The sequence below is a fragment of the Burkholderia sp. FW306-1C-G01B genome (assembly GCF_058781685.1).
This window is the reverse complement of record NZ_JBYSWZ010000013.1, coordinates 1-24,890: the sequence shown is the minus strand read 5'-3', so window position 1 is coordinate 24,890 and position 24,890 is coordinate 1. Positions and strand designations below refer to the sequence as shown.

Genomic DNA, 24,890 nt, shown 5'->3' with positions numbered 1-24,890 from the left:
TCAGCGTGTCGCGGACAGCACGGCCCATCCCGCCCCGCCGAAGCGAAGAGGGCACGTTTCCCGGCCCGGCGTCGCATCCGACGCGGCCTGTCGTGGTCCGCAGCATCCGTCACGCCGGCGATACCGCGGCGATTCCGCCGCGGCTTCGCCTGTGTTTGCGTCAGTCAGCCTGCTTGCGCAGGAAAGCCGGGATGTCGTAGGTGTCGACACCCTTCTCCTGCAGCGCCTGCACGTGCGATGCCGCGGTTTCGCGCGAGTTGCGCCACACCGCCGGCGTATCGAGCGCGCCGTAGTCGGCCGTGCTGACATGATGCGGCTGCGCATAGCCATGCGACACCGCGCTGACCGGCTGGTTGTCCGTACCCGTGCGCAGCAGCGTCATCGGAGCCGACTGCTGCTTCTTCGCCGCACGGCCCAGCCCCGTCGCCACGACCGTCACGCGCAACGCATCGCCCATCGCGTCGTCGTACACCGCGCCGAAGATCACCGTGGCATCTTCCGCCGCGTAGCTCTTGATCGTGTTCATCACTTCGCGCGTTTCCGACAGGCGCAGCGAACGGCTCGACGTGATGTTGACCAGCACGCCGCGCGCGCCCGACAGATCGACGCCTTCGAGCAGCGGGCTCGCCACGGCCTGTTCCGCCGCGAGGCGTGCGCGATCGACGCCGGCGACCGTCGCCGTGCCCATCATCGCCTTGCCCTGCTCGCCCATCACCGTCTTCACGTCTTCGAAGTCGACGTTCACGAGGCCGTCCACGTTGATGATTTCGGCGATGCCTGCGACCGCGTTGTTCAACACGTCGTCCGCGCACTGGAAGCACTTGTCCATCTCGGCGTCGTCGCCCATCACGTCGAACAGCTTGTCGTTCAGCACGACGATCAGCGAGTCGACGTGATCCTCCAGTTGCTGCGAACCTGCTTCAGCGACGCGCATCCGCTTGCCGCCTTCGAACTCGAACGGCTTGCTGACGACACCGACCGTCAGGATGCCCATCTCTTTCGCGATCTGCGCGACCACCGGTGCCGCGCCCGTGCCCGTACCGCCGCCCATGCCGGCCGTAATGAACACCATGTGCGCGCCGCGCAGTGCGTCGGCGATGCGCTCGCGCGCTTCTTCCGCTGCCGCACGGCCCATTTCCGGCTTCGCACCGGCGCCGAGGCCCGTGTTGCCAAGCTGGATCACCGACGATGCACGCGAACGCGACAGCGCCTGGGCGTCCGTGTTCATCACGATGAAGTCGACGCCCTGCACGCCGCGGTTGATCATGTGCTGGACGGCATTGCCGCCAGCGCCGCCAACGCCGACCACCTTGATGATGGTGCCGTTGGTCTCGGTTTCCAGCATTTCGAATTCCATGTTGCCTCCGTCAAGAGAATGACTGCTAATCGGCCGTTATTCGGCAGGAGATCGGGCAACCCCCTGTCGCGCGCCAGCCGCCGGCACCAGCGCGAATTTCGATTCGGTTCGTCCCCAAGAAAACGCCGGGCCGCCCCAAGTTTTCCTGGCCCCCTCGGGGGGCAGGCTCGGCATGCCGAGCCGTGGGGGTGCTCAAAAGTTGCTCAGGAACCATTCCTTCATCCGCGAGAACACCTGCCCCGCGTTGCCGGACTGCACGGCGACCTTGCGGCCGCGCATGCGCTGGGCACTGCCTTCGACGAGCAGCCCCATCGCCGTCGAGTAGCGCGGATTGCGCACGACGTCGGAGAGGCCGCCTGCATACTCCGGCGCGCCGATGCGCACCGGTTTCAGGAAAATGTCTTCGCCGAGCTCGACCATGCCCGGCATCATCGCGGCACCGCCGGTAATGACCACGCCGGAGCTCAGCAGTTCTTCGTAACCCGACTCGCGCACGACCTGCTGCACGAGCGAGAACAGTTCCTCGACGCGCGGCTCGATCACGGCCGCGAGCGCCTGGCGCGACAGCGTGCGCGGGCCGCGCTCGCCGAGGCCCGGCACTTCGACCATCTCGTCCGGATCGGCGAGCGCCTGTTTCGCGATCCCGTAGCCGACCTTGATGTCTTCCGCGTCCGGCGTCGGCGTGCGCAGCGCCATCGCGATATCGCTCGTGATCTGGTCGCCGGCGATCGGAATCACCGCGGTGTGGCGGATCGCGCCTTCGGCGAAGATCGCGATGTCCGTCGTGCCGCCGCCGACGTCGACCAGCACCACGCCGAGATCCTTCTCGTCTTCCGTCAGCACGGCCAGCGACGACGCGAGCGGCTGCAGGATCAGGTCGTTCACTTCCAGCCCGCAGCGGCGCACGCACTTGACGATGTTCTGCGCGGCGCTCACCGCGCCCGTCACGATGTGCACCTTCACCTCGAGCCGGATGCCGCTCATCCCGATCGGCTCGCGCACGTCTTCCTGACCGTCGATGATGAATTCCTGCGTGAGGATGTGCAGCACCTGCTGGTCGGTCGGGATGTTGATCGCCTTCGCGGTCTCGATCACGCGCGCGACGTCGGTCTGCGTGACTTCCTTGTCCTTGATCGCGACCATCCCGCTCGAGTTGAAGCTGCGGATGTGGCTGCCCGCGATCCCCGTGAACACGTTGGTGATCTTGCAGTCGGCCATCAGCTCGGCTTCCTCGAGCGCGCGCTGGATCGACTGCACGGTGGCCTCGATGTTGACCACCACACCTTTCTTCAGACCCTTCGACTCGCTCTGGCCGAGGCCGATCACCTCGTAGTGACCCTCGCCTTTCAGCTCGGCGACGATGGCCACCACCTTCGACGTGCCGATGTCGAGGGAAACCAGCAGATCCTTGTAGTCTTTGCTCATAAAGTGCTCTTGCGTGTGATCTCTCGTTACTTCTTGCGCTTGTCGGTATCGGTCAGGAACCGCATGCCTGCCGCGCGAATCGCGAATCCGTTCGGATAGCGCAGGTCCGCGTACTCGATGTCGTTGCCCCAACGCTCCGTGACGGCCGGCCAGGCCGCGACAAGGCGCTGGCTCCGGTCATGCAGCGTGTCGCTGTTGCGTTCCTTGCCCAGCTCGACCTGCATGCCGTTCGACAGCTTCACCGTCCACGCGTACCGCGCCGACAGCGTCACTTCTTCCGGCGCCGCCTTCAGCGGCGCAAACCATTTCCCGAAGTCGCGATACCGCGTGACGACTTCCTTCGCACTGCCCTCCGGGCCGTCGAACGCCGGCAGTTCCTTGTCCAGTTCGCCCTGGTTCGCGGTGAACAGTTCGCCGTCGACGCTCACCAGCTGGTCGCTGCCCCAGGTCCCGAGCGGTTTGTACTCCTCGAGCGTGACAGCCAGCGCATTCGGCCACACCCGGCGCACGCTCGCGTGCCGCACCCACGGCATCTGCTCGAACGCGGCGCGCGCCGTGTCGAGATCGACCGTGAAGAAATTGCCCTTCAGCCGGCCGACCACGCCCGCGCGCACCGTCGGCGAGTTGATGTGCTCGGTGTCGCCGTCGATCCGGATTTCCCGCAGCGCGAACGTCGGGCGCTGGATCAGCCAGTAGCAGCCGGCCGCCGCCAACACGAGCAGCAGCAGCGCGTACAGCGCGCTGGCGGCAAGGTTGAGTTGGCGAACGTTGTTCCACATACGTCGTTTCGTTCCTGCGTCAGTCGTTGAGCGTGAGCGACAGCACCTTCACGACCAGCTCCGAATAGCCGATGCCGACCGCGCGCGCGGCCTTCGGCGGCAGCGAGTGGTCGGTCATCCCGGGGGCCGTGTTCACTTCCAGGAAATACGCATTGCCGGCCGCGTCGAGCATGAAATCCGCGCGGCCCCAGTCGGTGCAGCCGAGCACGTCGAACGCGCGGCGCGCGATGCGCTTCAGTTCCGCTTCCTGTTCGGCCGGCAGGCCGCACGGGATCAGGTACTGCGTATCGTCGGCAACGTACTTCGCGTGGTAGTCGTAGAACTCGCCCGCCGGCACGATCTTGATCAGCGGCAGGTCGAGATCGCCGGCGATGCACGCGGTGTATTCGCCGCCGCCCTCGATGCTCTTCTCGACGATCACGATCTTGTCGTGCATCGCGGCTTCCTCCAGCGCGGCCGGCAGCGCTTCGGCCGTCTTCACCTTCAGCACCGCGACGCTCGAGCCTTCGCTCGCCGGCTTCACGAACAGCGGCAGGCCGAGCTTCGCGACGATGTCGGTCGCGCGCGCCGCGAGATCGTCGCCGCGCATCACCGTCTCGAACGGCGGCGTCGGCACGCCCGTCTGCTGCCACACGAGCTTCGTGCGGAACTTGTCGAGACCGAGCGCCGACCCGAGCACGCCGCTGCCCGTGTAGCGGATCCCGTAGAAATCGAGCGCGCCCTGGATCTGGCCGTTCTCGCCGTAGCCGCCGTGCAGCGCGTTGAACGCGCGCACGAAGCCTTCGTCCTTCAGCGCCGACAGCGGCCGTTCGGCCGGGTCGAACGGATGCGCATCGACGCCCGCGTCACGCAGGCCCTGCAGCACGAGGCGGCCCGAGGTGAGCGACACCTCGCGCTCGGCGGATTCGCCGCCGAACAACACTGCCACCTTGCCGAAACGTTTCGGATCGATCCCGCTCATGTCATGCCTTCTGTTGTGTGTTCTGCACGAGCTTCGCCGGCACGCCGCCGATCGAACCCGCGCCCATCGTGATCACCACGTCGCCGTTGCGCGCGACCTTCGCCAATGCGTCCGGCACGTCGTCGACCGTCGCGACGAACACCGGGTCAATCTTCCCAACCGCGCGCAGCGCGCGCGACAGCGCGTCGCCGTTGGCCGTCGCGATCATGGCCTCGCCGGCCGCGTAGACTTCCGTCAGCACCAGCGCATCGACCGTCGACAGCACGTTGACGAAATCGTCGAAGCAGTCGCGCGTACGCGTGTAGCGGTGCGGCTGGAACGCCAGCACGAGGCGGCGGCCCGGGAACGCACCGCGCGCGGCCGCGATCGTCGCCGCCATCTCGACCGGGTGATGGCCGTAGTCGTCGATCAGCGTGTACTGGCCGCCGTCCGCGGTCGGCACTTCGCCGTAACGCTGGAAGCGCCGGCCGACACCGTTGAATTCCGCCAGCGCCTGCTGGATCGCGTCGTCCGCCACGCCGAGGTCGGTCGCGATCGCGATCGCCGCGAGCGCGTTCTGCACGTTGTGCAGGCCCGGCATGTTCAGCACGACCGCGAGCGGTGCGCGCCCTTCGCGGATCACCGTGAAATACATCCGGCCGTCGCGCGCATCGATGTCTTCCGCGCGCACCTGCGCGTCCGGCGACAGGCCGTAGCGCACGACCGGCTTCGAGATGAACGGGATGATCTGCCGCACGTTCGGATCGTCGACGCACACGACCGCGCTGCCGTAGAACGGCAGGCGCTGCGTGAATTCGATGAACGCCTGCTTGAGCCGCGCGAAATCGTGGCCGTAGGTGTCCATGTGGTCGGCGTCGATGTTCGTGATGACTTCGATCACCGGATACAGGTTCAGGAACGACGCGTCCGATTCGTCAGCCTCGGCGACGATGAAATCGCCCGTGCCGAGCCGCGCGTTCGCGCCGGCGCTGATCAGCCGCCCGCCGATCACGAAGGTCGGATCGAGGCCGCCAGCCGCGAGCACGCTCGCGACGAGGCTCGTCGTCGTGGTCTTGCCGTGCGTGCCGGCGATCGCGATCCCCTGCTTCAGGCGCATCAGCTCCGCGAGCATCACCGCGCGCTGCACGATCGGCACGCGCTGGTGGCGCGCGGCCAGCACTTCCGGATTGTCCGAGCGCACGGCCGTCGACACGACGACCGCGTTCGCGCCCTCGATGTTCGCCGCGTCGTGGCCGATCGCGATCCGTGCGCCGAGCGCCTGGAGACGATCGGTCACCGCATTGCGCGACAGGTCCGAGCCGCTGACCTCGTAGCCGAGGTTGACGAGCACTTCGGCGATGCCGCTCATGCCCGCGCCGCCGATCCCGACGAAATGAATGTGTTTGACGATATGTTTCATTGCAATATTTCCAGGTTCGCGCCGGCCACCTTCGCGCAAACGCGCGCGACTTCATCGGTGGCCTCGGGCTTCGCCAATGAGCGCGAACGCTCCGCCATGTCCGCGAGCGACGCCCGCGTCTGGCCGCGCAGCCAGTCGGCGAGCAAATCGGCCGACAGGTCGCGTTGTTGCACCAGCACCGCCCCGCCCGCATCCGCGAGGAACGCGGCGTTGGTCGTCTGGTGATCGTCGACCGCGTAAGGGAACGGCACGAACAGCGCCGCCACGCCAACCGCCGCGATCTCCGACACCGTCATCGCGCCCGAGCGGCAGATCACGAGATCCGCCGCCGCGTACGCAGCTGCCATGTCGTCGATGAACGGCACGAGCCGCACGTCTTCGCCGGCCGCGAAACCGGCCGCTTCGTAATTCGCCTTCAGCGCGTCGATATGCTTCGCGCCGGCCTGGTGCACGATGCGCGGGTGTTCGCCCGGCGCCAGCATCGCCAGCGCGCGCGGCACGACTTCGTTCAGCGCGGCCGCGCCGAGGCTGCCGCCGACGACCAGTACGTTCAGCGGGCCGCTGCGCGATGCATAGCGTGCTTTGGGCGCTTCCGTGCGTGCAAGTTCCGTGCGAATCGGGTTGCCGGTCCATTCCGCGTGCGGCAGCGCACCGGGGAACGCGACGAGCACGCGTTTCGCGAATTTCGCGAGCACCTTGTTCGTCAGGCCCGCGATCGAATTCTGTTCGTGCAGCACGAGCGGACGGCCCGACAGCGCGGTCATCACACCCGCCGGGAACGTGATGTAGCCGCCCATCCCGAGCACGACGTCCGGCCGCACGCGGCGCAGCGCGCCGAGGCTCTGCCAGCATGCGCGCAGCAGGTTGAACGGCAGCGTCAGCTTGGTCTTCAGGCCCTTGCCGCGCAACCCGCCGAACCGCACGTACTCCATCGGAATGCCGTGCTTCGGCACGAGCGTCGCTTCCATCCCGGCCGGATTGCCGAGCCACACGACGCGCCAGCCCGCCGCTTCCATCCGGTGCGCAACCGCGAGCCCCGGGAACACGTGGCCCCCGGTGCCGCCTGCCATCACCATCAGCGTGCGTCGCGACGCGGTCATACCTTCCCTCCCCGCATCAGCAAAGATGAACAAACGTTTTGGCTAGGGCCGCTTCGCTTGACTTCGCACGCTTCGCGCACGAAGTCAGCCTTCGCCGAAATCGCGTACTGACGCGAGGAGGTCATACCTTCCCTCCCCGCATCAGTACGCGATTTTCGTAGTCGACCCGCAGCAGCACCGCGAGCGCGACGCAGTTCAGCAGAATGCCGGAACCGCCGTAGCTCACCAGCGGCAGCGTCAGGCCCTTGGTCGGCAGCAGCCCGAGGTTCACGCCCATGTTGATGAACGCCTGCGCACCGAACCAGATGCCGACGCCCTTCGCCGTCAGCCCCGCGAACGTGCGGTCGAGCGCAAGCGCCTGGCGGCCGATCTCGAACGCGCGGCGCACGATCCAGTAGAACAGCAGGATCACGACCATCACGCCGACGAAACCGAGCTCCTCGCCGATCACCGCGAGGATGAAGTCGGTATGCGCTTCGGGCAGGTAGTTCAGCTTCTCGACGCTGCCGCCGAGGCCGACGCCGAACCACTCGCCGCGGCCGAACGCGATCAGCGAGTGCGTGAGCTGGTAGGCCTTGCCCTGCGCGTAGCGCTCGTCCCACGGATCGAGATACGCGAAGATCCGTTCGCGACGCCACGGCGACAGCCACACGAGCATCGTGAAGGTGCCGACTGCCGTCGCGACGAGGCCGCCGAACAGCTTGCCGTTCACGCCGCCGAGGAACAGCACGCCCATCGCGATCGCGGCGATCACCATGAACGCGCCCATGTCCGGCTCGAGCAGCAGCAGTGCACCGACGAGGCCGACCGCGCACGCCATCGGCAGGAAGCCCTTCGCGAAGCTCTGCATGTACTCCTGCTTGCGCACCGTGTAGTTCGCCGCATAGATCGTCACCGCGAGCTTCATGACTTCCGACGGCTGCATGTTCGTGATGCCGAGCGGAATCCAGCGGCGCGCGCCGTTCACGCCCTTGCCGACGTGCGGGATCAGCACGATCACGAGGCTGACGAGCGCGATCAGGAAGAGATGCGGCGCGTACTTGTCCCACGTCGACACCGGCACGCGGAACGCGATGACCGCCGCGACGAACGCGACGACGAGCGACACGCAGTGGCGCATCAGGAACGCGTAATCGTGATACGACGCGTATTTCGGCGAATCGGGCATCGCGATCGACGCCGAGTACACCATCACGACGCCGAGCCCGAGCAGCGCGATCGCCACCCACAGCAGCGAGTAGTCGAAGTCGAGCATCCGCGACCGGCTCGGACGCACGCCGTTGACGACGCTCGCGAGGCCGCCCGTCGCGGCACGCGTGGCCGACGCGACGCGACCGCCTGCGGCGTTGCCGCCGGCATCGCGCCGGTCGTTGAAACGGGAGACGAGGCGATCGGACCAGCTCATGGCGTCGCTCCTTTGTCGATGGCGATTTCGTCGACCGCCGCACGGAACACATCCGCGCGATGGGCGTAGTTCCTGAACATGTCGAGGCTCGCGCACGCGGGCGACAGCAGCACAGCATCGCCCGGCTCCGCCAGGTCGGCCGCTGCATGCACCGCACCTTCGAGCGTTGCGTGATCGGCGAGCGGCACGCCCGTTTCGGCGAGCGTGTCGCGGATCGCCGGCGCATCGCGGCCGATCAGCATCACCGCGCGGCACCAGCGCGCGACCGGCGCGACCAGCGGCGCGAAATCCTGCCCCTTGCCGTCGCCGCCGGCGATCAGCACGATCTTCTGCGCGAGCCCGTCGAGCGCGGCCACCGTCGCGCCGACGTTCGTGCCCTTGCTGTCGTCGACGTAGTCCACGTCGTCGATCGTCGCGATCACTTCGACGCGATGCGCTTCGCCGCGGTATTCGCGCAACGCGTGCAGCAGCGGCGCAGCCGGCAGGTCGATCGCACGCGCGAGCGCGAACGCGGCCAGCGCGTTCGCCGCGTTGTGCAGCCCGCGAATCCGCAGCGCGTCGGCCGGCATCAGGCGCTTCTGCGCGATGTCGGGCGTGTGCGCGGCGTCGCGCTTGCGCCGGCGGGTCGGCGCCGCTTCCTCCGGCGCGTCGCGATCGACGGCTTCCACCAGCCATGCGATGCCGTTGTCGCGCGACAGCCCGTAGTCGCCGTCCTGGGTCGGCTCGTTCAGGCCGAACGTGACCGTGCGCGGCGCGTCGGCCACGCCCGCTGCCGGCGCGAACTTCATCACGGCCGCGTCGTCGCGGTTCAGCACGCGCGTCGTCGCCGCGCCGAAGATCCGGCCCTTTGCATGCGCGTACGCATCGAAGCTGCCGTGCCAGTCGAGGTGGTCCTGCGTGATGTTGAGGATCGCGGCCGCATCGGGCGCGAACGTGCGCGCGGTCTCGAGCTGGAAGCTCGACAGTTCGAGCACCCACACGTCGGGCAGCGCCGTTTCGTCGATCGCGCCCGCGAGCCGGTCGAGCATCGCCGGGCTGATGTTGCCTGCGACGGCAACCTTCTTGCCCGCGCGCTGGCACAGCAGGCCCGTGAGGCTCGTCGTCGTGGTCTTGCCGTTGGTGCCCGTGATCGCGAGCACCTTCGGCTGGTAGCCGCTCGTGCCGAGCGCGCGCAGCGCCTGCGCGAAGAATTCCAGCTCGCCCCACACCGCGATCCCGCGCTCGCTGGCGGCCGCGACCAGCGCCGCGAGTGCCGGCTCGAGCGGCGACAGGCCGGGGCTCAGCCCGACGATCTCGACGCCGCCGTCGAGCAGCGCGGGCGCGAACGCCCCGCCGACGAATTCCGCATCGATGCCTTCGGCCTGCAGCGCGGCAAGGTTGGGCGGCGCCTCGCGGGTATCGGCAATCCGCAGCCGGCACCCGTGCCTCGCGCACCATCGCGCGATCGCGAGACCCGATTCCCCGAGCCCCAGTACGAGCACCATCGGCCGTTGCCGATCTCCAAACATCTCGCCAGACATCCTTGTTACCTTTCCTTTACCGCAGCTTGAGGGTGGTCAGACCGAACAGGCACAGCATCAACGTGATGATCCAGAAACGCACCACCACCTGCGTTTCCTTCCAGCCGGACAATTCGAAATGGTGATGCAGCGGCGCCATCTTCAGCAGGCGCCGCCCTTCGCCGTAGCGTTTTTTCGTGTACTTGAACCACGAAACCTGCAGCATCACCGACAGCGTTTCCGCGACGAAGATGCCGCCCATGATGAACAGCACGATTTCCTGGCGCACGATCACCGCGACCGTGCCGAGCGCGCCGCCGAGCGCCAGCGCGCCCACGTCGCCCATGAACACCTGCGCGGGGTGCGTGTTGTACCAGAGGAACGCGAGCCCTGCCCCGCCCATCGCGGAACAGAAGATCAGCAGTTCGCCCGCGCCCGGGATGTGCGGGAACAGCAGGTATTTTGAATACACCGCGCTGCCCATCACGTACGCGAACACACCGAGCGACGCGCCGACCAGCACGACCGGCATGATCACGAGGCCGTCGAGGCCGTCGGTCAGGTTCACCGCGTTGCTCGCGCCGACGATCACGAAGTAGGTCAGCACGATGAAGCCCCACACGCCGAGCGGGTAGCTGATCGACTTCAGGAACGGCAGCATCAGGTCGGCGCGGGCCGGCAGCCCCATCGACAACCCGCTGCGCACCCACGCCATGAACAGGTCGAACACGCGCACGTTGTTCGCCTCGGACACGCTGAAGGCGAGGTAGACGGCCGCGAACAGACCGATCACCGACTGCCAGAAATACTTTTCGCGCGACGACATCCCGCGCGGATCCTTGTGGACGACCTTGCGGTAATCGTCGACCCAGCCGATCACGCCGAAACCGAACGTGACGAGCATCACGATCCAGATGAAACGGTTCGTCAGGTCGCCCCACAGCAGCGTCGCGACCGCGATGCCGATCAGGATCAGCACGCCGCCCATCGTCGGCGTGCCGGACTTGACGAGGTGCGTCTGCGGACCGTCCTTGCGCACGGCCTGCCCGACCTTCATTTGCGTCAGCTTGCGGATCACCCACGGTCCGCACACGAGCCCGATCCCCAGCGCGGTGATGGTGGCCATCACCGCCCGGAACGTGAGGTACGTGAACAAGCGCAAAAAGCTTGCGTCTCCTTGCAGCCATTGCGCCAGCGCCAGCAGCATGCTTCCTTCCTTCTACTCAGTGGGCAGCGGGCGTCACGCCCGCTGCGGGTTGGTTCGTCAGCGCGTCGACCACGCGCTCCATCTTCATGTACCGCGAGCCCTTCACGAGCACCGTCGCCTGCGCGCCGTAGCCCGCCGCGAGCAGCGCCGACACGAGCGCGCCGACATCGTCGAAATGGCGGGCCGTGTCGCCGTATGCCGTACAGGCATCGCGCGACGCATCGCCGAGCGCGAACAGCACGTCGATCCCGCGCTCGCGCGCATAGGCGCCGATCTCGCGATGGAATGCCGGCCCTTCGTCGCCGACTTCGCCCATGTCGCCGATCACCAGCACGCGCGGCGCCGGATGCGCGGCGAGCACGTCGATCGCGGCACGCATCGAATCGGGGTTCGCGTTGTACGTATCGTCGACGACCGTCGCGCCCGCGAGGCTGCCGGCGATCGCCTGCTTCACCTGCAGCCGGCCCTTGACCGGCTCGAACGATTCGAGGCCCTGCCTGATCGCCGACAGCGCGACGCCGGCGCCCAGCGCCGCGGCCGTCGCGGCCAGCGCGTTGCGCGCGTTGTGCTCGCCGAGCGCACGCAGCTGCACCGTGACGGCGCCGGCCGGCGTGTCGATCGCGAGTTCGCCGCCTTGCAGACGGCCCGTGACCTGCGCTTCGGTCTGCCGGTCGGCATCGTTCAGCGCGAAATCGAGGATCCGGTTGCCCGTCGCCGCGACGCGCCAGATGCCCGCGTACGCATCGTCGGCCGGGAACACCGCGACGCCGTCCGGCGGCAGCGCGTGAATCACGGCCGCGTGTTCGAGCGCGACGGCTTCGACCGTCGCCATGAATTCCTGGTGCTCGCGCTGCGCGTTGTTGACGAGCGCGACCGTCGGCGCCGTGAGGCGCGCGAGGATTTCGGTCTCGCCCGGGTGGTTCATCCCGAGCTCGATCACCGCGAGGCGATGCGCGGCCGACAGGCGCAGCAGCGTCAGCGGCAGGCCAACGTCGTTGTTCAGGTTGCCGGCGGTTGCGAGCCGCGCGTCGGTGCCGACCGCCGCCGCGAAGATCGACGCGATCATTTCCTTGACGGTCGTCTTGCCGTTGCTGCCCGTCACCGCAACGAGCGGCAGCGGGAATCGTTTGCGCCAGCCATGCGCGAGCGCGCCGAGCGCGGCACGCGTTTCGCCGCCTTCGATCGCCGGCATCGCGAGGCCCGCCGGCACGTGCGCGACGAGCGCCGCGGCAGCACCGCGCGCGGCGACATCGGCGAGGAAGTCGTGTGCATCGAAGCGCTCGCCCTTCAGCGCGACGAACAGGTCGCCCGGGCCGACCGTGCGGCTATCCGTCGACACACGGTCGAACGTGACGCCCGCGTCGCCGTGAACGGTTGCGCCGGGAATCAGGCGAGCGGCTTCGTCGAGACTGAGCATCGTCATTCGCCGCCTCCCTTGCCGTGCGTCGGGCGCGCTGCCAGCGCGAGCCGCGCGTGATCCTGATCGGAGAACGTACGTTTCTTGCCCATGATTTCCTGCGTCGCCTCGTGGCCCTTGCCGGCCAGCACGACGACGTCCTCGCGGGCGGCGCCGCGCACCGCCTGCAGGATCGCGCTCGCGCGATCCTCGATACGACGTGCGCGAGCGGGCATGGTCATGCCCGCGACGATCTGGTCGATGATGCGCTGCGGATCTTCGCTGCGCGGGTTGTCGCTCGTGACGACGATTTCGTCGGCGAGCCGTTCCGCAATCGCCCCCATCAGCGGCCGCTTCGTCGCGTCGCGGTCGCCGCCGCAGCCGAACATGCAGACGAGCCGGCCGCCGCGCGCCGCGGCGATCGGGCGCAGCGCGTCGAGCGTCTTCTCGAGCGCGTCGGGCGTGTGTGCGTAGTCGATCACGACGAGCGGTTCGTCGTTCTGCAGCCGGCCGCCAAGCCGCTGCATCCGGCCGTTGACGGACTCGAGCCGTTCGATCTCGGCGAGTGCCGCGTCGAACGGCACATCGGCCGCGAGCAGCGAGCCGAGCACGGCAAGCAGGTTGCTGACGTTGAACGTGCCCAGCGTGCCGACTTCGACGTCCGCGTCGCCCCACGACGAACGCAGGCGGAACGCCGTGCCGGTCGCGGTAGCGCGCACGTCGAGCGCAACCAGCTCGCGATCGGCGTCGGGCGCCTGCGCGTCGCCGATCCCGTACGCGATCGTGCGCACGCGGCCGGCCAGCTTCTCGAGCAGGCTTTGGCCGGCTGCGTCGTCGCGGTTGACGACCGCCGCGCGCAGGCCACGCCATGCGAACAGCTTCGCCTTCGCCGCCTCGTACGCGTCGAACGTGCCGTGATAGTCGAGGTGATCCTGCGTGAGATTCGTAAATACCGCGATGTCGAACGCCGTACCGTTCACGCGCCCCTGATGCAGCGCGTGCGACGATACTTCCATCGCCACGGCCCGCGCGCCCGCGTCGCGCAACTGCGCAAGGCTGCGCTGCAGCTGCGACGCGTCGGGTGTCGTGAAACCCGTCGGCACGAGCTGGCCTGGCATCCCGCTGCCGAGCGTGCCGATCACCGCGCACGGCTGGTGCAGCGCCGTCAGCGCGGCGGCGATCCACTGCGTGCACGAGGTCTTGCCGTTCGTGCCGGTCACGCCCACAGCGAGCAGGCTGTCGCTCGGGTCGCCGTACCAGCCGCTGGCGATCTCGCCGGCGAGCTGGTCGAGCGCCGGCACCGCAAGCGCGACGGGCACGGCCGGCACAGCGGCCAGCCCTTCCGGCTGATACAGCACGGCGGCCGCACCGCGTGCGACGGCGTCGGGAATGAAGGCGCGGTTGTCTGCCCCGTCGACCGCATACGCGACAAACACGTCGCCAGCCTTGAGGCTGCGCGTGTCGGCATGCAGTTGTGCCGCGGGGGCCACATGCTGACGCAGCCACGCAAGCGCGGCTGCGATCTGCTGATGCGCCGGATGGGAACTGCGGGCGGCGCTCATCGAACAACTCCTGGTGAATTACGCGTCGTGCTGGACACGATCATATGCTTCGCACCGCCACCCGCGGCCAGCTTTTGCGGCCCCGTTGCGGAAGGTGCTGCCGGCGAATCGTCAGACACGACGAGCTGCTTGATCGGCATGTTCGGCGGCACGTTCAGCGCACGCATCGTGTCGCCGGCGATCGCCGAGAATACGGGGCCGGACACCTGGCCGCCGAAGTGGCTGCCGGCGGTCGGCTCGTCGACCGACACCGCGACGACGATGCGCGGATTCGGCATCGGCGCCATGCCGACGAACGATGCGCGGTACTTGCGCGTATAGCCATGGCCTTCATGCTTGTACGCGGTACCGCTCTTGCCGCCGACGCGATAACCCGGCACGGCCGCATCCGGCGACGTGCCGCCCGGCGCGACCACCGTCTCGAGCATCGCGCGCACTTCGCGCGCGGTGGTCGGGTTGAACACCTGCGTGCCCGCGACCTGCTGGTTGGGGTCAGTCTTGAAAATGGTCACGGGCATCAGCTCGCCATCGTGCGCGATCGCCGTGTACGCCCGCGCGAGCTGGAACAGCGACACCGACAGGCCATAGCCGTACGACATCGTCGCCTGCTCGATGCGGCGCCAGCTCTTCCACGGCCGCAAGCGGCCGGCCACCGCGCCCGGGAAGCCGACCTTCGGCGCCTGGCCAAGGCCGATGCTGGTATACATATTCCACATTTCCTCGGGCCGCATCGTCATCGCGATCTTCGTCGCGCCGATGTTGCTCGACTTCTGGATCACGCCGCCGACCGTCAGCGTGCCGAAACCCGCGTCGTCGGTGATCGGCGCGCCGTCGAGCACGAAATGCCCGTTGCCCGTCTCGACGAGCGTGTTCGGCGTCACGCGATGCAGGTCGAGCGCGAGCGACACCGTGAACGGCTTCATGATCGAACCCGGCTCGAACACGTCGGTCATGATCCGGTTGCGCAACTGCTCGCCCGTCATGCGCGAGCGGTCGTTCGGGTTGTACGTCGGGTAGTTGACGAGCGCGAGCACCTCGCCGGTGCGCACGTCGACGACCATCGCCGCGCCGGCCTTCGCCTTGAACTTCTCGACGGCGGCCTTCAGGTTCGCGTACGCGATGTACTGGATCTTGCTGTCGATCGACAGGTCGACGTCGGTTCCATTGTGCGGCGGGATCTGCTCGGCGACGTCCTCGACGATGTGCCCCATCCGGTCCTTGATCACGCGGCGCACGCCCGACGTGCCGGACAGCATCTTCTGGTCGCCCAGTTCGACGCCCTCCTGCCCTTCATCCTCGACGTTCGTGAAGCCGATCAGGTGCGCGGTGATCTCGCCTTCCGGATAGAAGCGCTTGTATTCGTTGCGCTGATAGATGCCCGGAATGTCGAGCGCGGCGACCTTGTCCGCGATGTCGATCGGCACCTGGCGCTTTACATAGACGAAACCCTTGTCTTGCGACAGCTTCACGCGCAGCTCCTTCGACGTCATGCCGAGGAGCTTGCCGAGCTGGTTGACCTTGTCGGCGTCGAGATCGTCCGGCACCGCGTCGGGAATCGCCCAGATCGCACGCACCGGGAGGCTCGTCGCGAGCACGAGCCCGTTGCGGTCGAGGATCTTGCCGCGCGTCGCGGGCAGCTCGAGCGTGCGCTGGTAGCGGCTTTCGCCCTGCTTCTGGTAAAACGCGTTGCCGGGCCCCTGGATCCAGAACGCCCGCGCGGCCAGCGCGACGAACGCCATGAACAGCATGAACACGACGAGCTTCGAGCGCCACATCGGCAGGTGCACACCCAGCACGGGGCTCGATGTGAATTTCACGTTCTGGCGCTTTTGCGACGGCTTCATCGCGCGCCCCCCTTGCCCTTGCCGGCCGTGTCGGCCGAAGCAGGGATCGGCGCGTCGATCGCCTTCGCGGCGCCCGGCGGCAGCGTCAGGTATTGCGTGCGGCCGGTCGTGATCGGCTGCATCTTCAGCGAATCGTTCGCAAGCTGCTCGATGCGCGACGTCTTCGACAGCGCGCTCTGCTGATATTGAAGCTGCGCATAATCCTGCTGGAGCTGACGCTCCTGCGACTGCGCGCGCTGCAGCTGGATGAAGATCTGCCGCTGCTGGTTCGTCGAGTTGACGACCGACAGCGCGCAGCCCATCACGATGATCAGCAGGAAGATATTGAAGCGGCTCATGGCGTGACGCGCTCCGCAATGCGCATCACGGCGGACCGGGCGCGCGGATTCGCGGCGACCTCCGCTTCACTCGGAAACTGGCGGCGGATGATCTTGAGCGGCGGGCTCGGGAGATCGACGGCACGGATCGGCAGGCGACGATCGACCGCAGGCGCACTGGCGTGCGCCTGCATGAATCGCTTGACGATCCGGTCCTCGAGTGAATGAAAGCTGATGACCACCAGCCGCCCCCCTTGCTCCAGCAACGACAGTGCCGCGTCTAGTACGACTTGCAGGTCCGCAAGCTCTTGATTGACGTGAATCCGTATAGCCTGAAAGGTGCGGGTTGCCGGATCCTTGCCCTTCTCACGGGTTTTGACGACGTGACCCACGATTTGGGCAAGCTCGCCCGTGGTGTCGAGAGGCCCAAGACGGTCGGACTCTGCCCGGCGAGCAACAAGCGCCTTTGCAATCTGAAAAGCAAACCGTTCTTCCCCATAATCTCGTATCACCTCCGTCAATTCCTGCACCGAAACCCGCGCGAGCCATTCGGCCGCCGACTCGCCACGCGTCGGATCCATTCGCATGTCCAGCGGACCATCGGCGCGGAAGCTGAAGCCGCGCGCCGGATCGTCCACCTGCGGCGAGGACACGCCCAGGTCCAGCAACACACCCGACACCTTCTCGACGCCGCGCGCTGCAAGCGCGTCGCGCATCGAAGCAAAGCTGTCATGCACGATCGAGAAGCGCGCATCCTCGATGCCCTGCGCCGTCTCGATCGCCCTCGGATCCTTGTCGAACGCGATCAGCCGCCCGGCCGCCGCCAGTCGCGCGAGCACCGCGCGGCTGTGGCCGCCGCGCCCGAACGTGCCGTCGACATAAACGCCGTCCGGCCGCGTCACGAGCGACTCGACCGCTTCATCCAACAGCACTGTCCGATGCTGCAATTCGTTTCCCATCGCGGGCGTCTCCGTCACCGCAATCAGAACGTGAAATTCTTCAGCGCGTCGGGCATGCCCTGCGCCATCGCCGCCTGCTCCTTCGCGTTGTAGGTCTGCGAATCCCACAGCTCGAAGTGACTACCCATTCCCAACAACATGACTTCCTTTTCCAGTCCGGCTGCCATGCGCAGCTCGGGCGATACAAGAATCCGGCCCGCGCTGTCGAGATCGACGTCCATCGCATTGCCGAGAAAAATTCGCCGCCACCAGTGCGCGTCCATCGGCAGCGCGGCGATCTTGGCGCGGAACACTTCCCATTCGGGGCGCGGAAACAGCAACAGGCAGCCGTCCGGGTGCTTGGTCACAGTCACCCGTCCTTCTGCCTGTCCTTGCAGCGCTTCGCGATAGCGAGCCGGCACCGACATCCGCCCTTTCGCATCGAGCGTCAGCGCCGACGCCCCTTGGAACACTTTCCGCTCTCCCGTTCAGGGCACCGAAGTACCCGACCAATGCTGAGAATTTAGCCGGAATAGCCCGCCAAATCACACAAAAATACACTTTCTCACACTGTCTCCCACTTTAGAGGAAGGGTGTGGCACGGTCAAGGGAGCGGCCCGCTTTTTTGACGAATTTTGTTAGTTAGAACAAGGACTTACGCGCACATGCTCATGCGCCCCCTCATTCCAAAAACCGTTATAAATGAATGAGCTAGTGCAACATGTGAAGGTGATACATGAGAAAGACGGGCCAGACGGGCGTGCGGACGGGGCTTTCGGGGGCGGGAAAACGTGGAATAAACGGGCGGTATCGGAGGCGGTGAGCCGGGGCGACGTCATGCGTCGCCCGGCGCAAATCTCAAAGATAGTATGCAGTGCTCGTCATGACTTTCGACGCGGCACGCATCAGCATCCGCGCAGGCAGCGGCAGTTCGATTCCACCGGCGTCGGTCGCGGCCTTGCCGTGCTTCACCTCGTCGATGCGCATCTGGTCGACGATCGCGCGCGATGCCGTATCGGTCGCCGGCAGTTCCGACATATGACCTTCCAGGTGACTCTCGACCTGCCGCTCCGTCTCGGCCATGAAACCGAGGCTGACCTTGTCGCCAAGCGTGCCGGCCGCCACGCCGATCGCGAGCGCGCCGGCATACCACAGCGGGTTCAGCAGGCTCGGACGCGAATCGAGTTCTTTCAGGCGGTGCGCCGTCCATGCGAGGTGGTCCTCCTCCTCACGCGCGGCCTCCTCGAACATCGCCTTCGCCGACGCCGTGCGCGCGGTGAGTTTCTGCGCCTGGTAGAGCGCCTGCGCGCAGACTTCGCCGACGTGGTTCACGCGCATCAGCCCTGCGGCATGCGTACGCTCCGCGGGCGTCAGCTCGACGTCCGGCGCGGCGGCCGGCGCGGGCACCGGCCGGCTCATCCGGCTAATGCCGGTCAGCGATCGCAGGCCGCGATCGAATTCGCTGATCAGTTCATCCAACACCATCCTGTTCTCCTGGCTGCATGTGCCGCCGCGAGCGGCGAGAGCACGAGTCCGCTGCGTAACCGACTTGATTATTCAGCGGAAATTGCGGTTAACCCGTGATTTTAACCATTGTTGCATAAAGGAAACATGGCGACCTTGAGCTGCGGCATTTCGCTTTGTGGCAAAAAACGGTTTTGCTACATTACGTGCGACTTCTTGCGAAGTTGATGGGGCCCGTCAACAGACCATAACTATCCGCCCCGCCAAAAAAATTCAGTGATTCTTGGAGATCCGTTAATGAAAAAGTCGCTTCTCGCGCTCGTCGCGCTGGGCGCGTTCGCTGGCGCTGCTCATGCGCAAAGCAGCGTGACGCTTTACGGCATCATCGACGAAGGCCTGCTCTTCAACAACAACGCGGGCGGCAAGCACCTGTACAGCATGGCCAGCGGCGTGATGCAAGGCAGCCGCTTCGGCCTGCGCGGCACCGAAGACCTCGGTGGCGGCCTGAAGGCGATCTTCACCCTCGAAAACGGTTTCGACGTGAACAGCGGCAAGCTCGGTCAGGGCGGCCTGATGTTCGGCCGTCAGGCTTACGTCGGCCTGTCGAGCCAGTACGGTACGGTCACGCTGGGTCGTCAGTACGACTCCGTCGTCGACTTCGTCGGCCCGCTCGAGGCAGGCGACCAGTGGGGCGGCTACATCGCCGCTCACCCGGGCGACCTCGACAACTTCAACAACGCCTATCGCGTAAACAACGCGGTCAAGTTCACGAGCCCGTCGTACGGCGGCTTCACGTTCGGCGGCTTGTACAGCTTCGGCGGTCAGGCAGGCCAGTTCTCGAAGAACCAGGTCTGGTCGCTCGGCGCAGGCTACAACAACGGCCCGCTGGTCCTGGGCGTCGGCTACTTGAACGCACGCACGCCGGGCAACTTCGGCGGCATGTTCAATAACGGCTCGACGGCTGCGACGACGGCAGTATCGTCGCCGGTCTACGGCGCATACGCGAACAACGCGAACACGTACCAGGTCATCGGTGCAGGCGGCGCTTACACGTTCGGCGCGGCGACGATCGGCGCGACGTACTCGAACACGAAGTTCAAGGGCTTCTCGGTCGGTCCGTTCGTGAACCAGACCGCGACGTTCAACAACGGCGAAATCAACTTCAAGTATCAGCTGACCCCGGCGCTGATTCTCGGCGCAGCGTACGACTACACGCAAGGCAGCAAGATCGACGGCAACTCGGCAGCCAAGTACCACCAGGGCTCGCTGGGTGTCGACTACTTCCTGTCGAAGCGCACCGACGTCTACGTGATCGGCGTGTACCAGCATGCATCGGGCAACGTGCTCGACGCGAAAGGCAATGTCGTTCAGGCAACGGCAGCGATCAACGGTCTCGCAGGTTCGAGCACCAGCAACCAGGTCGCAGCACGCGTCGGCATCCGTCACAAGTTCTAATCAGCTTGTCTGACAAGCCGCAGCATATTGAAGGCGCCTTCGGGCGCCTTTTTCTTTGCCGGCGATGAAAACGGAAGCGGCGTGCCGGACGATCGCGGTGCGATTCACGACCATCTGCATGGTCCTGCGGCAAAGCATACGCAAATGCCGGGCGCTGCCAACGCACGCGCCGAAATGCCGTGCCGTCCGACCTCAGCGCTCCCGCCGGCCACTCGACCGAATCTTCCCGGCCGGAGGGAGTCCCCTTCGTCGGACGCCTGTTGCGCGCGGTTGGATCCGGCGGCGTCGAATTTCGCGCCCACGCGGCGCAGCAAATAAAAAGCCCGGCACACAGCCGGGCTTTCACGGTCGATTTCGACGTTACGCGCGTCCGTCGCGCAGTTCGCGCCGCAGAATCTTGCCGACGTTCGTTTTCGGCAGCTCCGTGCGGAACTCGACCAGTTTCGGCCGCTTGTAACCGGTGAGCCGCTCCTTGCAGTAGGCGAGGATGTCCTTGTCGGTGAGCGCCGGGTCCTTCTTCACGATGAACAGCTTCACCGCTTCGCCGGAATGCTCGTCCGGAACGCCGACCGCCGCCACCTCGAACACGCCCGGATGCGACGCCACCACGTCCTCGACTTCGTTCGGATACACGTTGAAGCCGGACACGAGAATCATGTCCTTCTTCCGGTCGACGATCTTCACGTAACCGCGCGCATCCATCACGCCGACGTCGCCCGTCTTGAAGAAGCCATCCGGGAACATGACCTTCGCGGTCTCGTCCGGCCGGTTCCAATAGCCGGCCATCACCTGCGGCCCGCGGATGCAGATCTCGCCGGGCTCGCCGAGCGCGACATCGTTGCCGGCGTCGTCGCGAATCGCCACTTCGGTCGACGGCAGAGGCAAACCAATCGTCCCGCTGTATTCGGTCGCCGTCACCGGGTTGCAGGTCGCCACCGGCGACGTCTCGGACAGCCCGTATCCTTCGATGATCGCGGTATGGGTCTTTTCATACCAGCGCTTCGCGACGCCCTCCTGGATCGCCATGCCGCCGCCGTTGGCGATCACGAGCTTCGACAGGTCGAGCTGACTGAATTCGGGATGGTTCAGCAGTGCGTTGTACAGCGTATTGACGGCCGGAATCGTCGAGATCTGGTAGCCCTTCAGTTCCTTGATCATCCCGCCGATGTCGCGCGGGTTCGGGATCAGGATGCCCATCCCGCCCGTGCGCATCGTCAGGAAACCGCAGACGGTCAGCGCGAACACGTGATACAGCGGCAGCGCGACAACCGTCACGAACTGTTTCACCTCCGGGTACTTCTCATGAGCCGGATGGTGCCAGGCGCCGGCCTGCAGCACGTTCGACACGATGTTCCGGTGCAGCAGCGTCGCACCCTTCGCGACGCCGGTCGTACCGCCCGTGTATTGCAGGAACGCGGCGTCGTCAGGGCCGATCTTCTGCGGCTTGAACGCCTGCCGCGCGCCTTCCGACAGCGCTGCCTTGAAGCGCGTGAACGACGGCAACTGCCACGCAGGCACCATCTTCTTCACGTTGCGCACGACGTAATTGACGAGCCATCCCTTGATGCCCAGCAAGTCGCCCATCGACGCGACGACGACATGCTTGACGGCCGTATTCGCAATGACGGCCTGCAGCGTCGACGCGAAATTCTCGAGGATGACGATCGCCTCGGCGCCGCTGTCCTTCAATTGATGTTCGAGCTCGCGCGGCGTGTAGAGCGGATTGACGTTGACGACGGTATAGCCGGCGCGCAATACCGCGGCGATCGTCACCGGGTACTGCAGCACGTTCGGCATCATGATCGCGACGCGCGCACCGCGCGCGAGACCACGGGATTGCAGCCACGCGCCGAACTGGCGCGACAGCTTGTCGAGTTCGCCGTACGTGATGCCCTTGCCCATGCAGACGAACGCCGTGCGGTCGCGATACTGCCGGAAGCTTTCGTCGAGGAGATCCGGGACAGACGGATAAGGAGACGCATCAATTTCGGCTGGAACGCCGGGCGGGTACGATTTCAGCCAAATTTTTTCCATACTGCGCGTCTCCTCACAGATTTTCGAATGGTCGTGCTAAAACGCATCGTAACGGCTCGCCCGTCCCGAGACAACAGGGTTAGATGTCCACTTCGAACTTCCGCGGAGAATCGTCTGGTCATACGGGAATATTCGATCAAATTCGCTCAACCTCCACAAGACAGTCGTAAAACGTCGCCGAATTGCCGAGATCGGTCAACGCCTGGCTCGTTACTTCGTTTGCGTTCCTGCCGTCCGGCGACAGCTTCTTCCACCAGATCGACAACCCGACAACGAGCCCTGCACGTGCGCGATCGGTAATTCTCGCGAGCGCCTGCATCGATCCGCGGTCGTTGAAGATGCGTACGATGTCGCCCTCCGAGATGCCGCGCGCATCGGCGTCGGCCGGGTGCATGTCGAGATGCGGCTCGCCTTCCGTAGTGCGCAGGCTGTCGACGTTCACGAACGTGCTGTTCAGGAAGTGGCGGGCCGGCGGCGAAATCATCGCGAGCGGATAGCGCGCGGCGAGTTCGGGTGCGGCCTCGGCCGACTCGAACGGCGGCAGGTAGTCGGGAACGGGGTCCATGCCCATCTGCTCGAGCCGCGGGCTGTAGAACTCGCACTTGCCGGACGGGGTGCGGAAACCGCCATTCGCGAACGGCGCGTCCGGCAGCTTCAGCTTCAGCCAGCCTTCGCGTTTCAGCGTGTCCCAGTCGCTGTCGAGCGACGGATCGTCCCACCGGAGCGCCGCGCGCGCGACCTCTTCGTCGCTGTGATAAAGCGCGGGCTCGTCGAGCCCCATACTGCGCGCGATGCCACGAAAGATCTCCGTGTTCGGCCGCGCGTCTCCGACCGGCGGAATCGACGGCAGGTTCGCCATCACGTAGGTGTGGCCGTACGATTTGTGGACGTCCAGGTGCTCCAGCTGCGTGGTCGCCGGGAGCACAATGTCGGCGAAATCGACGGTATCCGTCTTGAAATGCTCGAGAACGACCGTGAACAGATCGTCGCGCGCGAACCCTGCGGCAACCTTCGACGAATCCGGCGCGACTGCCACCGGGTTCGAGTTGTACACGATCACCGCCTCGACCTTTGGCCCGAACGTTGCATCACCCGCGTGCAACAGCGCATCGCCGATCGCGTTCATGTTGATCATGCGCGGCAGCTTGTGCGGCCAACCCGGCATCAAATCCGGGCGCAGCAGCGCCGCCTGGTTGACCGGCGCGGATTCCGACGACGAGAGCAACAGCCCGCCAGCTCGATCCCGCCAGGCCCCTGTCAGCGCCGGCAGGCTCGCAATCGCGCGCACGGCGTTGCCGCCGCCGCGTACGCGTTGCATGCCGTAGTTGAGGCGAATCGACGCCTTGTGGGTCGCGCCGTAGCGACGCGCAAGGTCGATCAGCTCCGACACATCGATGCCGCAGATCTGCGCGACGCGTTCCGGCGGATAGGACAGCGCCCGCGCCTTGAGTGCGTCGAAGCCGAACGTGTGACTGGCGATGTAGTCGTGATCGAGCAGGTCTTCGGTAATCAGCACGTGCATCATGCCGAGCGCAAATGCGCCGTCGGTACCCGGCTTCAACGCGATGTGCTGATGGCATTTCTCTGCTGTCAGCGAACGATACGGGTCGATCGCGACAAGACGGGCGCCACGGCGCTTCGCTTCCTGCGCGCGTGTCCAGAAGTGCAGGCTCGACGCGATCGGGTTCGCGCCCCATATCAGAATGAGTTCGCTTTCCTCGAAATGCTCGAGGTGCATGCCGAGGCTACCGCCATACGTGTAACGCAGCCCCGCTGCACCGGCCGCCGCGCAGATCGCACGCTCGAGCCGCGATGCGCCGAGCTTGTGGAAGAACCGCTGGGCGATGCCCTCGCCCTGCACAAGCCCCATCGTCCCCGCGTAGCTGTACGGCACGATCGCTTCCGGCTCGCGCGCGGCGATTTCACCGAGGCGACGGCCGATCTCGTCGAACGCTTCGCTCCAGCTAATCGGCGCGAAGCGCCCTTCCCCCTTCGCGCCGACACGCTTGAGCGGAACCGTGAGGCGATCGGGATGATGAACCCGATCGGCATACCGGCTGACCTTCGTGCACAACACGCCCTGCGTCGGCGGGTGGTCGGGATCGCCCGTGACCTTGATCGCCTTGCCGTTCTCGACGGTCACACGCATGGCGCACGTGTCCGGACAATCGTGTGGGCAAACGGCCCGGGCTACCTGTGTGGCGGCGTTCATCGTTTTGAATGCAGAGATGGGGATTCGCAAATTCTACGTGGGCACGCCGGATAAAGCGTTTATTTCGTACGGATCTTGGGTTATTTAGTCGAAGAGCGATTGCGGGAGCCGAAGGGTTTTAGTGGCTATGCGTACCGTTCGCGGAAGGAGAACGGTGCCTCCTTCTTTGCATTCGACGTGGACGGTGGAAAATTGGTCACGTCCGACCGTGCCTGTCGATACGTGAAGTGGAGGGAGTTGTGCCTTTGATCGAAGATGCAATCAATAAGCCGATGAACCGCTAGAGATATCAGCTATTGACAGAATGCGGCACTGAAATTGGGCACGTGGGAAGGGACGACTTGGACGCCCCCGGCGCTCCGGCTCCGACTGCGCTGCCGTTGCTTGGCGCGCCCTGCATTTTGTCTGCGCCAATGCAAAAACCCCCGCCTTGTCGGGCGGGGGTTTCTGGCTTGAGGAAGCCTGACGATTACCTACTTTCACACGGGAATCCGCACTATCATCGGCGTAGAGTCGTTTCACGGTCCTGTTCGGGA

General features: G+C 65.9%; 19 protein-coding genes. 1 reads left to right on the top strand and 18 read right to left on the bottom strand.

The genetic code is table 11. The features are described 5' to 3' along the window. Positions 1-160: 160 nt before the first annotated feature. From ftsZ to coq7, 16 genes are all read right to left on the bottom strand, one after another. Positions 161-1,357 carry a cell division protein FtsZ gene (gene ftsZ / locus AC3WLY_RS24505; RefSeq protein WP_006477012.1) on the bottom strand — a complete coding sequence of 399 codons (1,197 nt, stop codon included), beginning with the start codon at positions 1,355-1,357 and terminating at the stop codon, positions 161-163. A 192-nt stretch (positions 1,358-1,549) separates the two neighbouring features. Beyond that, a complete protein-coding gene (ftsA, locus tag AC3WLY_RS24500) occupies positions 1,550-2,782 on the bottom strand; it encodes a cell division protein FtsA (protein WP_034182640.1) in 1,233 nt (410 codons plus the stop codon). 26 nt (positions 2,783-2,808) lie between these two features. After that, entirely contained in the window at positions 2,809-3,561 is a 753-nt protein-coding gene (locus AC3WLY_RS24495) for a cell division protein FtsQ/DivIB (protein ID WP_034182639.1), read from the bottom strand. A 19-nt stretch (positions 3,562-3,580) separates the two neighbouring features. Continuing rightward, entirely contained in the window at positions 3,581-4,522 is a 942-nt protein-coding gene (locus AC3WLY_RS24490; protein WP_492310861.1) for a D-alanine--D-alanine ligase, read from the bottom strand. 1 nt (position 4,523) lies between these two features. Continuing rightward, positions 4,524-5,921 (bottom strand): UDP-N-acetylmuramate--L-alanine ligase, encoded by a 1,398-nt coding sequence (murC, locus tag AC3WLY_RS24485; RefSeq protein ID WP_492310862.1) that lies wholly within the window; start codon positions 5,919-5,921, stop codon positions 4,524-4,526. Next, positions 5,918-7,021: an undecaprenyldiphospho-muramoylpentapeptide beta-N-acetylglucosaminyltransferase gene (gene murG, locus AC3WLY_RS24480; RefSeq protein ID WP_175963138.1), complete on the bottom strand. Its 1,104-nt coding sequence runs from the start codon at positions 7,019-7,021 to the stop codon at positions 5,918-5,920. Before murG ends, murC begins: the two co-directional genes overlap by 4 nt. Before the next feature lie 121 nt (positions 7,022-7,142). Continuing rightward, the gene (gene ftsW, locus AC3WLY_RS24475) at positions 7,143-8,426 is read right to left on the bottom strand and encodes a putative lipid II flippase FtsW (protein ID WP_175963139.1); all 1,284 of its coding nucleotides are present in this window, start codon (positions 8,424-8,426) and stop codon (positions 7,143-7,145) included. Further along, positions 8,423-9,934 carry a UDP-N-acetylmuramoyl-L-alanine--D-glutamate ligase gene (gene murD / locus AC3WLY_RS24470; protein ID WP_492310865.1) on the bottom strand — a complete coding sequence of 504 codons (1,512 nt, stop codon included), beginning with the start codon at positions 9,932-9,934 and terminating at the stop codon, positions 8,423-8,425. Before murD ends, ftsW begins: the two co-directional genes overlap by 4 nt. A 28-nt stretch (positions 9,935-9,962) precedes the next feature. Then, entirely contained in the window at positions 9,963-11,132 is a 1,170-nt protein-coding gene (mraY, locus tag AC3WLY_RS24465) for a phospho-N-acetylmuramoyl-pentapeptide-transferase (protein WP_006477019.1), read from the bottom strand. Between the two features lie 16 nt (positions 11,133-11,148). Next, positions 11,149-12,555 (bottom strand): UDP-N-acetylmuramoyl-tripeptide--D-alanyl-D-alanine ligase, encoded by a 1,407-nt coding sequence (locus AC3WLY_RS24460; RefSeq protein WP_492310863.1) that lies wholly within the window; start codon positions 12,553-12,555, stop codon positions 11,149-11,151. Then, positions 12,552-14,090: a UDP-N-acetylmuramoyl-L-alanyl-D-glutamate--2,6-diaminopimelate ligase gene (locus AC3WLY_RS24455; protein WP_425131394.1), complete on the bottom strand. Its 1,539-nt coding sequence runs from the start codon at positions 14,088-14,090 to the stop codon at positions 12,552-12,554. The genes AC3WLY_RS24460 and AC3WLY_RS24455 overlap by 4 nt, the downstream gene beginning before the upstream one ends. Beyond that, on the bottom strand, positions 14,087-15,934 hold the full coding sequence (locus AC3WLY_RS24450; RefSeq protein ID WP_111015383.1) for a peptidoglycan D,D-transpeptidase FtsI family protein: 1,848 nt from the start codon (positions 15,932-15,934) through the stop codon (positions 14,087-14,089). The genes AC3WLY_RS24455 and AC3WLY_RS24450 overlap by 4 nt, the downstream gene beginning before the upstream one ends. Next, the gene (gene ftsL, locus AC3WLY_RS24445; protein ID WP_009694564.1) at positions 15,931-16,272 is read right to left on the bottom strand and encodes a cell division protein FtsL; all 342 of its coding nucleotides are present in this window, start codon (positions 16,270-16,272) and stop codon (positions 15,931-15,933) included. Before ftsL ends, AC3WLY_RS24450 begins: the two co-directional genes overlap by 4 nt. Next, on the bottom strand, positions 16,269-17,210 hold the full coding sequence (gene rsmH / locus AC3WLY_RS24440) for a 16S rRNA (cytosine(1402)-N(4))-methyltransferase RsmH (RefSeq protein WP_492310864.1): 942 nt from the start codon (positions 17,208-17,210) through the stop codon (positions 16,269-16,271). The genes ftsL and rsmH overlap by 4 nt, the downstream gene beginning before the upstream one ends. A 23-nt stretch (positions 17,211-17,233) precedes the next feature. Further along, complete coding sequence (gene mraZ, locus AC3WLY_RS24435) at positions 17,234-17,662, bottom strand: division/cell wall cluster transcriptional repressor MraZ (RefSeq protein WP_006487094.1); 429 nt, start codon at positions 17,660-17,662, stop codon at positions 17,234-17,236. Positions 17,663-18,047: 385 nt separating this feature from the next. Then, on the bottom strand, positions 18,048-18,674 hold the full coding sequence (gene coq7 / locus AC3WLY_RS24430) for a 2-polyprenyl-3-methyl-6-methoxy-1,4-benzoquinone monooxygenase (protein WP_034182629.1): 627 nt from the start codon (positions 18,672-18,674) through the stop codon (positions 18,048-18,050). Positions 18,675-18,950: 276 nt separating this feature from the next. Between coq7 and AC3WLY_RS24425 the strand changes: the two genes are divergently transcribed. Then, positions 18,951-20,108, top strand: coding sequence for a porin (locus tag AC3WLY_RS24425; RefSeq protein WP_175963144.1), 1,158 nt, complete (start codon positions 18,951-18,953; stop codon positions 20,106-20,108). A gap of 360 nt (positions 20,109-20,468) precedes the next feature. Here the strand turns inward: AC3WLY_RS24425 and AC3WLY_RS24420 are convergent, their stop codons facing one another. Together AC3WLY_RS24420 and AC3WLY_RS24415 are read right to left on the bottom strand one after the other, a co-directional pair. Further along, positions 20,469-22,142: a long-chain fatty acid--CoA ligase gene (locus AC3WLY_RS24420; protein WP_175963145.1), complete on the bottom strand. Its 1,674-nt coding sequence runs from the start codon at positions 22,140-22,142 to the stop codon at positions 20,469-20,471. Between the two features lie 136 nt (positions 22,143-22,278). After that, entirely contained in the window at positions 22,279-24,354 is a 2,076-nt protein-coding gene (locus tag AC3WLY_RS24415) for a molybdopterin-containing oxidoreductase family protein (protein ID WP_175963146.1), read from the bottom strand. Positions 24,355-24,890: the final 536 nt, after the last annotated feature.

Excerpts from the sequence above, each read along its gene's own strand:
- murD (WP_492310865.1), bottom strand. The coding sequence starts at position 9,934 with ATGTTTGGAGATCGGCAACGGCCGATGGTGCTCGTACTGGGGCTCGGG.
- AC3WLY_RS24420 (WP_175963145.1), bottom strand. The coding sequence starts at position 22,142 with ATGGAAAAAATTTGGCTGAAATCGTACCCGCCCGGCGTTCCAGCCGAA.
- ftsW (WP_175963139.1), bottom strand. The coding sequence starts at position 8,426 with ATGAGCTGGTCCGATCGCCTCGTCTCCCGTTTCAACGACCGGCGCGAT.
- AC3WLY_RS24460 (WP_492310863.1), bottom strand. The coding sequence starts at position 12,555 with ATGACGATGCTCAGTCTCGACGAAGCCGCTCGCCTGATTCCCGGCGCA.
- rsmH (WP_492310864.1), bottom strand. The coding sequence starts at position 17,210 with ATGGGAAACGAATTGCAGCATCGGACAGTGCTGTTGGATGAAGCGGTC.
- AC3WLY_RS24455 (WP_425131394.1), bottom strand. The coding sequence starts at position 14,090 with ATGAGCGCCGCCCGCAGTTCCCATCCGGCGCATCAGCAGATCGCAGCC.
- AC3WLY_RS24415 (WP_175963146.1), bottom strand. The coding sequence starts at position 24,354 with ATGAACGCCGCCACACAGGTAGCCCGGGCCGTTTGCCCACACGATTGT.
- AC3WLY_RS24490 (WP_492310861.1), bottom strand. The coding sequence starts at position 4,522 with ATGAGCGGGATCGATCCGAAACGTTTCGGCAAGGTGGCAGTGTTGTTC.
- AC3WLY_RS24450 (WP_111015383.1), bottom strand. The coding sequence starts at position 15,934 with ATGAAGCCGTCGCAAAAGCGCCAGAACGTGAAATTCACATCGAGCCCC.
- mraY (WP_006477019.1), bottom strand. The coding sequence starts at position 11,132 with ATGCTGCTGGCGCTGGCGCAATGGCTGCAAGGAGACGCAAGCTTTTTG.
- ftsZ (WP_006477012.1), bottom strand. The coding sequence starts at position 1,357 with ATGGAATTCGAAATGCTGGAAACCGAGACCAACGGCACCATCATCAAG.
- murG (WP_175963138.1), bottom strand. The coding sequence starts at position 7,021 with ATGACCGCGTCGCGACGCACGCTGATGGTGATGGCAGGCGGCACCGGG.
- coq7 (WP_034182629.1), bottom strand. The coding sequence starts at position 18,674 with ATGGTGTTGGATGAACTGATCAGCGAATTCGATCGCGGCCTGCGATCG.
- AC3WLY_RS24425 (WP_175963144.1), top strand. The coding sequence starts at position 18,951 with ATGAAAAAGTCGCTTCTCGCGCTCGTCGCGCTGGGCGCGTTCGCTGGC.
- ftsL (WP_009694564.1), bottom strand. The coding sequence starts at position 16,272 with ATGAGCCGCTTCAATATCTTCCTGCTGATCATCGTGATGGGCTGCGCG.
- murC (WP_492310862.1), bottom strand. The coding sequence starts at position 5,921 with ATGAAACATATCGTCAAACACATTCATTTCGTCGGGATCGGCGGCGCG.
- ftsA (WP_034182640.1), bottom strand. The coding sequence starts at position 2,782 with ATGAGCAAAGACTACAAGGATCTGCTGGTTTCCCTCGACATCGGCACG.
- AC3WLY_RS24495 (WP_034182639.1), bottom strand. The coding sequence starts at position 3,561 with ATGTGGAACAACGTTCGCCAACTCAACCTTGCCGCCAGCGCGCTGTAC.